Origin of the sequence: Bacteroides parvus (assembly GCF_017309675.2) — a bacterium.
Lineage (GTDB): Bacteria > Bacteroidota > Bacteroidia > Bacteroidales > Bacteroidaceae > Bacteroides > Bacteroides uniformis.
On sequence record NZ_CP084680.1, the window covers coordinates 2,521,211 to 2,535,447 of the forward strand.

Annotated in this window: 13 protein-coding genes; 3 read left to right on the forward strand and 10 right to left on the reverse strand. The window is 46.5% G+C overall.

Translation table 11 applies throughout. The features are described from left to right. Nucleotides 1–23 precede the first annotated feature (23 nt). Nucleotides 24–866, reverse strand: coding sequence for a 50S ribosomal protein L11 methyltransferase (gene prmA / locus JXR92_RS10045; protein WP_117600937.1), 843 nt, complete (start codon nt 864–866; stop codon nt 24–26). 281 nt (nt 867–1,147) lie between these two features. Here prmA and JXR92_RS10050 point away from each other — a divergent pair, with 281 nt between their 5' ends. Together JXR92_RS10050 and JXR92_RS10055 are read left to right on the forward strand one after the other, a co-directional pair. Next, complete coding sequence (locus JXR92_RS10050) at nt 1,148–2,518, forward strand: hypothetical protein (protein WP_117600936.1); 1,371 nt, start codon at nt 1,148–1,150, stop codon at nt 2,516–2,518. Nucleotides 2,519–2,551: 33 nt separating this feature from the next. Then, nucleotides 2,552–4,240 (forward strand): OmpP1/FadL family transporter, encoded by a 1,689-nt coding sequence (locus tag JXR92_RS10055; protein WP_117600935.1) that lies wholly within the window; start codon nt 2,552–2,554, stop codon nt 4,238–4,240. Nucleotides 4,241–4,352: 112 nt separating this feature from the next. Here the strand turns inward: JXR92_RS10055 and JXR92_RS10060 are convergent, their stop codons facing one another. From JXR92_RS10060 to JXR92_RS10085, 6 genes are all read right to left on the reverse strand, one after another. Continuing rightward, nucleotides 4,353–5,258 carry a hypothetical protein gene (locus JXR92_RS10060; protein WP_117600934.1) on the reverse strand — a complete coding sequence of 302 codons (906 nt, stop codon included), beginning with the start codon at nt 5,256–5,258 and terminating at the stop codon, nt 4,353–4,355. A 20-nt stretch (nt 5,259–5,278) separates the two neighbouring features. After that, nucleotides 5,279–5,749, reverse strand: a complete 471-nt coding sequence (locus JXR92_RS10065; RefSeq protein ID WP_117600933.1) for a DUF6108 family protein — start codon at nt 5,747–5,749, stop codon at nt 5,279–5,281. Nucleotides 5,750–5,761: 12 nt separating this feature from the next. Continuing rightward, nucleotides 5,762–6,220 carry a hypothetical protein gene (locus JXR92_RS10070; protein ID WP_117600932.1) on the reverse strand — a complete coding sequence of 153 codons (459 nt, stop codon included), beginning with the start codon at nt 6,218–6,220 and terminating at the stop codon, nt 5,762–5,764. Beyond that, complete coding sequence (locus tag JXR92_RS10075) at nt 6,217–6,741, reverse strand: RNA polymerase sigma factor (protein WP_117600931.1); 525 nt, start codon at nt 6,739–6,741, stop codon at nt 6,217–6,219. Before JXR92_RS10075 ends, JXR92_RS10070 begins: the two co-directional genes overlap by 4 nt. A gap of 124 nt (nt 6,742–6,865) precedes the next feature. Next, entirely contained in the window at nt 6,866–7,423 is a 558-nt protein-coding gene (locus JXR92_RS10080) for an NADH peroxidase (RefSeq protein WP_005836026.1), read from the reverse strand. Nucleotides 7,424–7,449: 26 nt separating this feature from the next. Further along, nucleotides 7,450–7,884, reverse strand: coding sequence for a Fur family transcriptional regulator (locus tag JXR92_RS10085; RefSeq protein WP_117600930.1), 435 nt, complete (start codon nt 7,882–7,884; stop codon nt 7,450–7,452). 296 nt (nt 7,885–8,180) lie between these two features. Here JXR92_RS10085 and JXR92_RS10090 point away from each other — a divergent pair, with 296 nt between their 5' ends. Continuing rightward, entirely contained in the window at nt 8,181–10,106 is a 1,926-nt protein-coding gene (locus tag JXR92_RS10090) for an NAD(+) synthase (protein ID WP_117600929.1), read from the forward strand. A 273-nt stretch (nt 10,107–10,379) separates the two neighbouring features. Here JXR92_RS10090 and JXR92_RS10095 read toward each other — a convergent pair whose 3' ends face one another. The 3 genes from JXR92_RS10095 to JXR92_RS10105 form a co-directional block, all read right to left on the reverse strand. Next, nucleotides 10,380–11,210, reverse strand: coding sequence for a transporter substrate-binding domain-containing protein (locus tag JXR92_RS10095; RefSeq protein ID WP_138345724.1), 831 nt, complete (start codon nt 11,208–11,210; stop codon nt 10,380–10,382). 11 nt (nt 11,211–11,221) lie between these two features. Beyond that, nucleotides 11,222–13,432 carry a putative porin gene (locus JXR92_RS10100; protein WP_138345722.1) on the reverse strand — a complete coding sequence of 737 codons (2,211 nt, stop codon included), beginning with the start codon at nt 13,430–13,432 and terminating at the stop codon, nt 11,222–11,224. A gap of 259 nt (nt 13,433–13,691) precedes the next feature. After that, nucleotides 13,692–14,237, reverse strand: coding sequence for a 2-oxoacid:acceptor oxidoreductase family protein (locus tag JXR92_RS10105; protein WP_005826606.1), 546 nt, complete (start codon nt 14,235–14,237; stop codon nt 13,692–13,694).

A 14,237-nucleotide genomic window follows, 5' to 3' on the forward strand; every position in this document is an offset into this window, starting at 1 on the left:
TAGCTTCTTAGTATAGACCTTTATTATTTCTGGAATTTCACCGCTGCCCATCGGTTCTTCTCACGGTGGTGGACAAAGTGCAGCCCGTTGCGTTCGGCTTCTTCGCGGATGACGGGAATGTCATCTATGTAGAAACCGCTCATCAACAGCTCCGCACCGGGATTCATGCGGGCTATGTAGTGCTTCATATCTGCCAGGAGGATATTGCGGTTGATGTTGGCGATAACCATATCAAACGGACCTTTGCTTTCCAGAGAGGAGGCATCACCTTGGGATACGGCAATGTTATCCACTCCATTCAATTCTATATTTTCGAGGGAGTTGCGCACGCACCATTCATCTATATCGATAGCTGTACAAGGAGAGGCTCCACGCATGCGTGCCAATATGGCAAGGATGGAAGTTCCGCAACCCATATCGAGCAGTGATTTGCCTTGCAGGTCACTGTCCAGCAGTTCGCCGATGATGAGGCTGGTGGTCTCGTGGTGTCCCGTGCCGAATGCCATCTGCGGATTGATGACGATGTCATATTCAGCCTGGGGAACATCATTGTGGAAAGTGCTGTGGATGACACAGCGGTCTCCGATGACGATGGGCTGGAAGAAGTTCTTTTCCCATTCTTCGTTCCAGTCTTTATCTTCGGCTTCCACATAACTGTATTCTATTTGTGTGTCGGGCAGGGGAAAGTCGGCAAGTGCCTCTTTGAGGGCGGTTTCGCTATAAAGTTCTTTCTGTATGTAAGCGGTGATGCCGTCGGTCTGCTCGACAAAACTTTCAAAGCCGGCTTCACCCAAGACGCCGGAAAGCACATCGTTGACTATTTCTGTACACGGAACGGTGCGGAATGTAAATTCTAAATATTTCATCGGAATATGATTGTTTGTTAAATACAGAATATGATTCTTAGAAGCAAACCTGTTTCTGCGTATATTTGTTTATCTTTTTGCAAAGATAATGCAAACCGGGGGTAGAATAAAACGGACGTGCTCTTTTTTTATCCGGCAGGGCCTTTGATTTATTGAATGATAGGGTATTTAGGGAATTCCCTATAAATCTTTGGGGAAAATCTGCTGTATGGGATAAAATCCGGCGTTATCTTTGTGACGTGAAGAAATAGATAAACGTAAAATCCATAAACCAAACTAATATGAAAAAGATTGTTTTTTTATCGCTTTTTGCCTTGTGCCTCCCATGGACACTGGTGGCACAAAGTATAGATGACGACCTGTACTACACTCCTTCCAAGAATAAGGAAGAGAAAAAAGAAGAAGTGAAGCGGGAGAAGAAAGTAGCTGCTCCCGTAGAAGAGATTGTAGTAAAGTCGAATGCGCCGACCACTATTTATTCATCGCCGGGAAGCACTACTGTTGTAGTAAAAGACCGTAAGGGGAAAATCCGCAATGTGGACGAATATAACCGTCGTTACGATTCCCGCGACAATGATTTCGTGATGGAGAACGATACCCTTTACATCAATGAAAAAGAAGATGACGGCCTGGACGGCGAATGGGTGAACGGTGAGTTCGAGGGTTCGCAGGATGATTACGAGTATGCTACCCGTATTATCCGTTTCCGCAATCCCCGTTATGCCATCAGCATCAGCAGCCCACTGTATTGGGATGTGGTCTATGGTTTGAATTCCTGGGATTGGAACGTGTACACCGATGGTCTGTATGCATACGCTTTCCCGACATTTACCAATCGTTTGTGGTGGGACTGGCGCTATAACTCTTATGGTTGGGGCGGCTATCCTTACTATGGCTGGGGATGGAACAGCTGGTACGGTCCGAGTTGGAGTTTCAGCTGGGGCGGCTGGTACGGCGGTGGTTGGTGGGGACACCATCATCATTACCACCACCACTATTATCCTGGATGGTATCATGGAGGCGGTGGTCATTGGGGAAATGCATATACCAATAGACGTTCATTTGGAAGTTCTCGTGGAAATAGGGTCTCTGCCTATGGAGGAAGTACAACAACTAGACGTTCTTCTTATGTGAATGGTGGGCAAACAGTGCGTCGCAGTGGGGCTGCTGCAACGGGACAAGTTAGACGTGGAAGTACCGACACTAATCGCAGAGTAGTAGGGACAAGGTCATCTGCTGCTACACGTTCCAGCGCTACTCGCTCCAGTGCTACGCGTTCGGATGCCGCTACGAGTAGACGCTCTACTTATACTCGCCCAAGTAGTACACGTAGTAGTTCTTATGGTAGTAGTCGTTCTACTGTAGAGGGAGTGCGACGTAATACTTCTACAGCAGGCGGTCGTTCCTCGGTAGGGACATCTTCGCGAAGTACTACCCGTAGCTCGGCAACTTATAATCGTGGCTCAAGTACTGCTCCTGTACGTAGTAATTTCAATAATAATCGCAGTAGTCGTTCTTATAATAATAGTGGCAGTAATAGTCGTTCCTCTTCCAGCTTTTCTTCTGGAGGTGGCTCTCGTTCTTCGGGTGGAAGTTATTCAACTGGTGGAGGATCTTCTCGTTCAAGTGGTGGAAGTTCCAGAAGGAGATAAAGAACTTACTGATTAATTCTAAAAAGTGGATTTATGAAAAAAAATATAATGATGATGGCACTTGCTATGTTTACAGCTGTGAGTGTCAGTGCACAGACTATTTATAATGCAGCTAATATTGCAAATAAAGATTTGAATGGGACTGCTCGTTTTGTAGGAATGGGAGGTGCTATGGGAGCATTGGGAGGAGATATTACCACTATGGGAACCAATCCTGCGGGCATAGGTATATATCGTAGTAATGATGCTGCTGTTTCCTTTGGATTTTCTTCATATGGAACTGAAAGTAACTATATGGGTAATAAAATGAGTTCGGATAAGACACGGGCAGATTTCAATAATGCAGGTTTTGTGTTTTCCACAAAGGTAGGAAATGTAACTCCTTTGCGATACGTGAACTTTGGATTCAACTACCAGCGTGTAAAATCTTTTTACAATAACATGCAGATGGAAGGTAATCTTGGTGATTTCTCTCAAACTATTTATATGGCTAATCAGGCATCAGGTGCAGGTGGTATTAAAGATTGGCCTGATAATCCTTATCGGGATAATAATATAGGTTGGCTTTCTGCTATGGGATATAATGGCTATTTGATTACAGACTTGATTTCGCAAGGAGATTTAGATAAATTGTTGGCCTCAAACCCGAATTATTCTAACTATGTACCTTATATGAAAGATGGTGTACAAGTGCAAAATGTGGATGGAGAATTGATGTACCGCACTCCGGGCGAATATGTAGGTATGTATACCGGAGCAGATGCTAAGTTTCATTCTGAGGAACGTGGAGGAATTGATCAGTTTGACTTTAATGTTGCTTTTAACTTTAACGACCGTATCTATTTTGGATTAACTGTTGGAGCTTATGCATTGGATTATAGCAAATATTGTTTCTATGATGAAAATTATGGTGGAGGTGAAGGCTATAATTTGCAGACATGGAGTAAAATCAATGGAGCGGGATTTGATGTGAAGTTGGGAGCTATCGTACGTCCGTTTGAGTATTCTCCATTACGTATAGGGTTCTCGGTACACACACCGGTATTCTATAGCTTGGATTATAAAACCAATGCACGTTTGGAGTCTGATGTATGGAATGATTTGAATGTGACGAATGAAGTGGGTACTCCGAGCAATGAGATAGGACATTATGATGAAGATACTTATGATATTCTTAATGGCGACATGGTGAGCAAATTTCAACTTCGTACTCCGTGGACTTATAATCTCAGTTTAGGATATACTGTGGGTAATAATTTAGCGTTGGGAGCTGAATATGAATATAAGGATTATTCCTCTATTCAGTTCAGAGATGATGCCGGTTATGCAGACTCTTTCGATTATGAGAATTCTACTACAGATATGTTAAAAGGTGTTAGTACCATTCGTTTGGGAGCCGAGTATAAGGTGATTCCTCAGTTTGCTTTGCGCGCTGGTTATAATTATCAGTCTTCTATTTTCAAGGATGACGCTTTTAAGAATCTCCCACTAAACTCCATTCAGACGGATACTGACTTTGTTAACAGTGAATCGTTGAGTAACTATACATTGGGTATAGGTTATCGCGGTTCTATGTTCTATGCTGATTTAGCTTATAAGTATACTACTTATGATGCGAAGTTCTATCCATTTGATACATTTGATGGGAATAGTTTGGTACAAGCAACCAAAGTAACCAATACCCGTAGCCAAGTGCTCCTCACTCTAGGCATACGTTTTTAGAAGAATAATTTTTCATTGCAGATAACCTTTCATTGTCAATACCTTAGGGTATAAAAGAACTCCCCGGAATGTACAAATACATTTCGGGGAGTCTTGTGTTATAGAGGAGGGGTTACAAATACCATGCCACGCCAAATGAATAGGGAGACACTTCCGGTCCCTTGTTTTTTTGGAATAATCCGTATGTGGAATAGCGCAGGTAAATGCCGATATTACCGTAACCGGCTTGTGCCAGCAGATTTATGCCGACGGGCTGTGCATACATACCTTTTCCTACGGTTTTCTTCTTGCCTCCATTGATGTGTGAGAATGACTTCACGCCGTGGCGTATCTCAAATTCGGGACCGGCATTGAAGAACACTTTGTGTCTTCCTACTCTTTGTTGCCATTCCATCAATAAGGGTACGCGGAAGAAGAAATGGCGCAGACGGCTTTTGCTGTAGCTGGTCTCTTCATTCCCTGCGGTGAAAATACTGGTTCCATTTTCCTTTAGTAAAGCATAGTTACCGTCGATATTGAAAGAACGGTATCCCCAGCTGACTCCCAGGTTGATTCCCCAATGCGGGTTCTTCTTGAAGTTGTGATATACGGAGAGGATGTTGAAGCCGAATTCCCATGATTTGGACAAGTCGAGTCCCATCTTGTCACTTGCTCCGAAGGAGAGGAAGTCGTTAGCCAGCCGGCTGTAGCCAATATACAGACCGGAACAGTGCGGTTCGTAAGCATTGTACCTTCTCTTTTTGGGGATGAATGGCAGGGCATCGAGGAAAGTACGCTTGTCTGCATCCACCTTCTCGAGATAGACTCCTTCATAAATTTGCACTTCTTTTTTCTCGCCGTCTTCCAGCTGCTCTTCGTACACCTTGATGCGCATGTCTCCTTTTCCTTTCAGGATGATGATGGAGTCTCCTTGTGTCTGTACAGTAGCTTTCTGTTCAAGGTCAGTCTGTTGTTGTGCTGCCATGCGGCCGGCCGGCACAGCAAGCAGGCAGGCCAAAATCATAATTCTGGTTTTCATATCGTATATTGTTTTTAGTGTTATTCCGATTTGTAGAACATATCCATCATTTCCTTTTCACTGAGCAGGCCCTCTATGTAAATCAAAGTGCCCATGGAGTCTTTTCCTATCTTGAAAATGAGGTAGCGGTTCAGTTTCTTTCCATTGCGTTCCACCTCTTTCAGTTGGTAATAGGCACTGCGCAGCACACCGCTTTCCATTACCTCCTGCGCCTTCTTTGCGTTGTCTTGCTTGTCGTGTACAATGGCCTGCTGAATTTCCCGGCGATAGGGGGATACATTCTTGAACACAAGGCTCTTGTAGGTAGTCATGCGGTAAGATTTCAGGATGCTTCCGTTCAGCTCTACCCTGGTCACGTCCTTTTGTTCGCCATACTTGTTGAACAGGTCGGCTATTTGCAGTCCCTCTTGTGCATGTACAAAGGCTGGCAGGCAAATCAGCAGGAAAAAGAGGCACAGACTACGTATGCAAATCAGTGTAGATGTTTTCATAACCTTGTAATATTAGTGTTGAAACAGTAAGTTGCTTAAATCTTCATCCGTGAAGCTGGCATTCTGCAGGGCTTCCAGTGCTTTGGCTTCCACCAGTTTCTCGTCTGTATACCGCTGGCCGTCGATGACGACATAATTTTCGGGAACACCGGAAAGCGGAAATATAATCTTGGCTACCCCGAAAAGCAGGAGCAATCCGGCGGCAATGCCGCTGACAGCATAGAATGTGCGATAGAGACGGGAAGGCTTCCGCTGTGCGGGTACTTCCTTTGCCGATTCTGTTGTTACGGATTTTTCCTCTGTCGGTTCCGCCATTGAAGTTGCTTCCCGGTTCAGATAAGCGAATAGGGGGCGGTACATTTGCAGGTGCTCCGGCACTTCCTCTTCTGTAAAGAAACGGCGCAGTTCACGTTCTTCTTCGCAGGAAGTTTCCCCTTCGAAATATTTATCCAGCAGTTCATCTATCTTCATGGTTCCTTTCTCCTTTCTTTTCTTTCTTGTATGATTCGCAGGTAAACGTCTCTCACTTTCTTCCGGGCTCTTGACAGATTGCTGCGGATGGCTTCCGGTCCGCATCCCGTGATTTCGGCGATTTCGTCCGTTTCGTATCCTTCGATGTCCTTCATCTGCATGATGGTGCGTTGAAGATTGGGCAACGAGTGGATGATTTCGTGCATCAAGCGGATTTCATCTTTGATTTCCAACAGCCGTTCCGGTGTTCCGGTGGGGGATGCCGCCTGCACAATGTCGAGAGATAGGTTGTCGTTGCGTTTGCAGCGCCACATATCTATACAGATGTTGTGCGTCAACGTCATGGCAAATGCTTCGATGTTCCGGTATTGCTCCAATTCAAGCCTTTTATTCCATAGCCTGAGCAGCACCTCCTGGACAGCATCTTCTGCATCCTCCGGTTCGTCGGTCAACTTCCGTGCGTAGTTCAGTAGCTTGGCACGGAGGGGAAGAACGGTTATTTTGAATTCTTTGAGTTCCATTTACACAGATAAGACGAATGGGAATTACAAACGTGACATTGAAAAGTGAAAAAAGTTAGAATAAAAAAAGGGACTTACTAAAATTAGCAGTCCCTTTTCATCACATTACTATAAAAGTATCGGATTATTTCTTGAAATAGCGGTTGTACAGACCTTCGAAACCTTTACCATGACGAGCCTCGTCCTTAGCCATTTCGTGAACGGTATCATGGATAGCGTCGAGGTTCAAAGCCTTAGCGCGAGTGGCGATACGCTTCTTGTCTTCGCAAGCGCCAGATTCAGCGTTCATTCTCTTTTCGAGGTTAGTCTTGGTGTCCCATACGCAGTCGCCCAGCAATTCAGCGAATTTAGCAGCGTGTTCTGCTTCTTCCCAAGCGTAACGCTTGAAAGCTTCTGCAACTTCGGGATAACCTTCACGGTCTGCCTGGCGGCTCATTGCCAAGTACATACCAACTTCTGTACATTCGCCCATGAAGTGGTTGTTAAGGTCCTTAATCATTTCGTCGTCGCAACCTTTGGCTACGCCGATTACGTGTTCGTCGGCAAATACCAACGGGCCGTCAGCTGTTGCTTCTTCAACTTCTACGAACTTGCTTGCGGGAGCTTTACACAATGGGCACTTTTCGGGAGCTGCATCTCCTTCGTATACGTAACCGCATACAGTACATCTAAATTTTTTCATTTTCTCTCAGATTTTAATTAGTTGAATTAGTTATTCTTTGTTGTTCTTAAACGTTCTTCTTCTATGCAATGTTTACAGATTCCTTTATAATAGTAGTGGATTTCCTGCACATCATGTCCGTCCATATCCATGTCGACTACCTTCTTGATGCTATTATTGCACATCAAGTCATAAATCTTTCCACAACGTTTACACAAAAAGTGACCGTGCGGACTGGTATCGGCGTCATAACACGTATTGCGCTCGTCAATGGTCAGAGTCAGTGCGGCACCTTGCTCGCTTAGTAGTTTCAAGGTATTGTATACCGTTGTCTTCGACAGTGTCGGTATGGAGGGAGACAATGCCGTATATATTTCATCCACCGTGGGATGCGTACGATGCTCCATCAGGTAGTTCATAATGGCTATGCGCTGCACTGAAGGCTTAATGTTATGATTCTGCAATCGTTTTACTACATCCATGCCAACTTGATATTCAAACTTGTAATTATTACATTTTTAATTCTTTTGCAAAGGTAAGAAGTTCCTATAATTCTCCAAAAGATTTCCGGAAAATTTTTAGTTGCGGTCATTAAAATTGTTTATATGTGTTCCTCTTCTTGTAGGTAGGTTGCCGTATTTTTGTCATAAAAGCGAAGATAGGATGCACCCGGCTTTAGTCAGTTTCTCGTGCCGATATAGAGAAAACGTTTTTCTCTTATCTCTCTTAATCAGAATTTTGCCGTATCTTTGCATCGAATAAATAATATAACATCCTTATGAATTACGGATATGTAAAAGTAGCGGCGGCTGTGCCCCGTGTCAAGGTGGCTGACTGTAAGTTCAATGCCTCAGAGATTGAAAAAGAGATTATTATAGCCGACGGGAAAGGTGTGCAAATCATAGCTTTTCCGGAGTTATGCATTACCGGATATACCTGTGGCGACCTCTTTGTCCAGCAACTTCTGCTCGAAGAGGCGGAAATGGGGCTGATACAGATTCTGAACAATACGCGCCAGATGGATATTATTTCGATATTGGGCATGCCCGTTGCACTGAACGGTGTGTTGCTGAATGCGGCGGTTGTCATTCAGAAGGGGAAAGTGCTGGGCATTGTTCCGAAGACTTATCTTCCCAATTATAAGGAATTTTATGAGAAACGCTGGTTTACTTCCGCTTGTGATGTGGCGGAAAACAGTGTGCGCCTTTGCGGGCAGATTATTCCGATGGGGAGAAACCTGCTGTTCGAAACAGCGGATACCACTTTCGGAGTGGAGATATGCGAGGATTTGTGGGCGCCCATTCCGCCTAGCTCGACGCTGGCACTGCAAGGTGCGGAAATCTTGTTCAATCTTTCGGCTGACAATGAAGGCATTGGCAAGCACAATTATTTGCGCTCGCTCATCAGCCAGCAGTCAGCACGTTGCATTGCCGGTTATGTGTTCAGCTCATGCGGTTTCGGAGAATCCACTACGGATGTGGTGTTTGCCGGTAACGGGTTGATTTATGAGAACGGGACTCTGCTGGCGGCAAACGAACGTTTTTCTTTCGACGGGCAGGTGGTTGTCAGCGAAATTGACGTGGAACACTTGCGCATGGAGCGCCGGGTGAATACGACTTTTGCCGCCTGCCATGCAAATTGTGCTTCGGAGCTTCCGGTACGAATCTCTACGGAGTATGTCAACAGCAAGGATTTGAATCTGACGCGTACTTTTGAACCGCATCCGTTTGTCCCACAGGGGGCGGCGCTGGACGAGCGTTGTGAAGAGATATTTTCCATTCAGGTGTCCGGACTGGCGCAGCGGCTGGTGCATACCAAGGCGAAGAGTGCCGTTATCGGCATCTCGGGCGGACTGGACTCTACGCTGGCGTTGCTGGTTTGCGTAAAGACTTTCGATAAGTTGGGATGGTCCCGCCAGGGCATCATCGGCATCACTATGCCGGGCTTCGGGACGACCGACCGCACTCATACGAATGCCATTGACTTGATGAATTCCCTCGGTGTGACCGTCCGCGAAGTCAGTATCAAGGAGGCCTGCGTACAGCATTTCAAGGATATAGACCATGACATCCATGTGCACGACGTGGTTTACGAGAACGCGCAGGCACGGGAGCGTACCCAAATCCTGATGGATATTGCCAACCAGACCTGGGGAATGGTTGTCGGTACGGGCGACCTTTCGGAACTTGCTTTAGGATGGGCCACTTACAACGGCGATCACATGTCGATGTACGGTGTGAATGCCAGCGTCCCCAAGACTCTGGTGAAGCACTTGGTGAAATGGGTGGCGGAGCATGATATGGACGATGCTTCACGTGCTACCTTACTCGACATTGTGGATACTCCCATCAGCCCGGAACTGATTCCGGCAGATGAGAACGGTAATATCCAGCAGATTACCGAGGACTTGGTGGGTCCGTATGAGCTTCACGACTTCTTCCTTTATTACTTCCTGCGTTGCGGTTTCCGTCCTTCCAAGATATTTTTCCTGGCAGCACGCACATTCAAGGGGATGTATGATGAAGAAACCATCAAAAAATGGTTGCAGACTTTCTGCCGTCGTTTCTTCAACCAGCAGTTCAAGCGCTCCTGCTTGCCGGATGGTCCGAAGGTGGGCAGTATCTCTCTGAGCCCGCGCGGCGATTGGAGAATGCCGAGCGATGCTTCGTCGGAGATGTGGCTAAGGGAGGTGGAAGGACTCTAATTCTTTACTTCGGGTATGCCGTAATATCGATATGGGTATTTGATGACTGCATCTTGTTTGCATTCTTGCTGCATGTGTTTTGCAGTGCGACTGCAAACGTGTTGCAGTATCACTGCATAACTGTTGCAGTCGTACTGCATATCGGTGTGCAGCGCCACTGCAACGGCTTTGCAGTGGCACTGCAAAATGTATGCAGGATTTTGCAGTAATAAGCTGTTGATTAATAAGTAGTTGTAAAAGTAGGGGTATGCTGCGTGTATGGAAAAGTGCAGCTTAGTTTCGTTTCCCGTAGTATCGTTTGTAGATTTTCTTGTATTCCTTTCTCTTTTTGAAACTATCCAGCCATGTGTTGAGGCTGTCCAGCAGGATAGGGGACTGTTTGTTTACCCCCCAGGAATAGAATTGCGTGAAGCTGATGGCGGTATTGATGTCTATTTGAGGAATACTGTCGGCTGCGGTACGGGCAATGCTTTCGTCGCATACGGCATAGTCGATGTCTCCGTGGGCTACCAAGGCAATCAGTTGTTCGGGACCGTACTTCTCTATCTCCTCAACGTAGATGGTGTCGCCTATCTCATTTCCCAGGTTGCGGATGCGTAGTATGGAAGGGGAGCCTTTCACTACGTGCAGTGTCTTGCCCGCCAGGTCCAGTTGGCTTTTGATGAACAGTGATGAGTCGGGAACATTCTCGAGCTTGCGCTGCACCAGCACTTGCTTGTTCAATACGATGGGGGTGGTAAGCAGTAAGGAGTCTTTCAGCTCGCTGGTGGCAAGGATGCCGTAGGCAATCACGTCATATTTCCCATCGGCCAGGCCTTCTAGCCGCTTGTTGAAGCTCATTTCCGGTGATATGGCAGCCTGCAGTCCGTGGTCGCGTGCAAAAGCTTCTATCAGCTCGTAGTGGAAACCGGACAAGGTGTCATCATCCACATAGAAGCTGATGGAGTTGTATTCCGTCGAAGCATGTATGATGCCTTCGGCAGCTATTTCAGCATAGTCGCGCGGATGACCTTTCGGCTTTTCTTCTTTCTTGATGAGATAGTGGGCTATGAGAGCCGCTGTAATCCCCAGAAATGCGTATTTGAGCAGTCTGCTTTTCGTCATACGCCCATCTGTTAGTCATAGAAGTTCCATGAGACACCAATCTTGAACAGGCGCGGATTGATGGGGTAGTGCGGCACCAGGAAGGAATTGGCACTTCCCATACCTGCGTTGACATGATACATCATGGCAAAGATACGCGTCCGCTTCAAGTGCAGGTTGGCATATACGTTTACGATGGGGTAACCGCCTATTTCCACCAAGTCGTCCGTAGGTTGCAGATGGAATTGCTGGACGCCGGGTGCATAGGCGGGTGCGTTGTACTTGGTGAAGTAACGGACATCGGCACCCAACTGAACGGTCAGCACCTTCTTGGCGAGTTTGGCCAGTATGTAGAAGTTATGGTAGAGCGAGAGTTGGGGCAATGGAAGTACTGTTTCATTGCTCGTCTTCTGCCAGGTCACTTCGTTGTCCAGGTGGAAGATACCGAGGCGGAAGTCTTGTTTCAGCGTGGCAGACAGCACTTGTATGTTGCCTCCGTTCTGTTCGGGCAGGGCGCTTTGGTTGAAGTAGGTGTAGTTCTTGATATTCTCTACACCGGCACGGAGATTGGTTCCCCAACGAGAAATGTTCAGTTCGCCTTCCACACGCGTGCGGAATTCTTTGTCCATGTTGTCATTGTCCCAGTTGTAGTGGTTGGAGTGATAATGGCGCATATAGAAGGAAGGAAGCGTGTTGCTCACATAACCGCGGGCGTAGAAGTTCACCGTATCTTTCCATAGACGGAAGTTCAGGTCCAGATTGGCGTTGACACGGAACTGCCCGATGGCTTTGTCTACCAAGCCCACTTCACCGTTTACGTTGTAGTGTAGCAGTTTGCCTTCGCGCTTGGCGAGTTCGCCACCCAGAAAGATTTCCTGCTCGGTGTAGCGGATGCGGCGCATGTCGGTAAGCGTGTCCGTGTTCATCAGGTCGTACCGGCTAAACTTGTGGGAGATATAAGCCGTAAGTCCGGCTTTGGCATATTTGTTGAAGCCCTCCAGCAAGGCTATTCCGAACACGTTCTTTACACTGAATGCAGTGGTAGAGTCGTTACTGTAATTCTTGTAAAGTTTGTAGTCTTCCGGGAAGAATCCTTCGGGCTCGCTTCCCGAACGGAATTGGTGCCGCGACCGTTCTACTTTCAGGGTATGGATAAAGCTGGTGACGGGGACGAACTCTTCTTCGAAAAGTGAGTCGTTGTCTGCGGTAGAAACAGACGGCAAGCTGTCATTGACGGCTGCAAGTGTGCCGACCGATTTTGATGCTATGCTGTCGTTTGGCAATGCTATGTCGTTGTTCGAAGCGGATATTTTGGCTTCGGAGGACGGGGAGGAAGAAGCTTGGGGTGCGGATTCCGTCGGTTTGCCTTCCAGTGTGCTCCGTACTTTCCGCGTAAAACCAAGACGATAGCGCTGTGTCAGATAGATATAAAAATCCTTGTTGCGGTTGGAACTCCGTTCCAATTTGACCGGTATAGTGGTGGATTCATACTCTTTCTTTCCTCCAGACATGTTTTCGGGACGGGTGATATATTGGTCGTCTGCAATACCGCCGTTTTCGTTCATTTTCAGGAAGAAATTGTTGTAGACTGCTTGTACCTGATATTTTTCACCGATATAGCTACCGAACAGACCTGCATTGAAGTGCGAGGTGGACTGGTTCTGGTAATAACCGCGCCCGTACAGATAGTCGATGTTAAAGCCAAATGCCAGCTGTTTGTTGACGTTGACGGAGAAGTAGGACTTGAAGCGTTCTTCACCGTTCACTTTGTTGCCGGCCTTGTAGTAGGTAAGATTGGTGTAAGGCACGTTGCTGTTAGTGAAAAGCACCTGGTCGGGACGTATGAAAAAACTCGAAAAGGGAGCCATGAAGATGGTGGGTTCGCTTTCCTCTCGTTCGAAGAACAGACGTGAGAGGCGTGGAGAACCTAAATTCCCCAAGTAATTGTAGTGGCCGAACATTCCTTCCACCAGATTGGTGCTCTGGAAGTTGAGGCTGGCTGTATCGGCAGGTATGATGGTACGGTTGCCTAGTGTCTCACTTAGTTTCCACATGTAAAGCTTTGGCGGAAGACTTTGAATCTCAGTATTGGTACTGTCTTCCAGATTGTCCGGCTGGGTATTCGGGTCAATCTGGTTACCGAACCGGTCGCGATTGTTCATTGGGTTTAAGGTGTTTTGCGCCATAGCCCCCCATATCCCTATAACGGACAGAAATATATATGTCAGTACAATTCGTCTCATAATTAGGCGCAAAGATACAATAAAAAATTATTTGCTTACTGAATTCAGCCTTTTTTGCTTCTTTTAAAATGTCTTGTTTTCTGTTTTGCCCTATACTGCTTCCGGTTCTCTGCCCTTGAATCCATGCTTTGGGGGCTTGAAATGAAATAAGCCCTTGCAATAAATCAATATCACAAGGGCTTATCCGCTTTCCTTTATCTCTTATTCTGGCGTAAAGTTTCTCCTCTTATGGGGGAGTGGCTTTACACAGCCTTTCATTTCATTTCATTTCCTGAATAAGTTCCATTCCTTTCTTGATAGCTTCTTCGTTCATCGGTATCAAGTGATGGTGGCGTTCGGGCAGTGTCTTCTTCAATCCTCTGAGTACACTGTCCAGTGTAACCATCGGCTTGATTTTCAATAATCCACCCAATACAATCATGTTGAACGCCTTGGCATTGTTCATTTCATTGGCGGCATCCATGGCGTTGATGCGGTAAACGTGGATGTCCTTGCGCGTCGGCGGGTTGATGATGCCGTAACCGTCGTAGATGAGTACGCCTCCGGGTTTTACCTTGCTTTCGAATTTCTCCAGTGACGGCTGGTTCAGGATGATGGCAGCATCGTACTTGCTCAAGATGGGTGAGGATATTTTCTCGTCACTCACGATGACTGTTACGTTGGCTGTACCACCACGTTGTTCCGGTCCGTAAGCCGGCATCCAAGTCACCTCTTTGCCTTCCATCAATCCGGAATATGCCAAAATCTTTCCCATGGACAATACACCTTGTCCACCGAAGCCTGCTATAATGATTTCTTCTTTCAT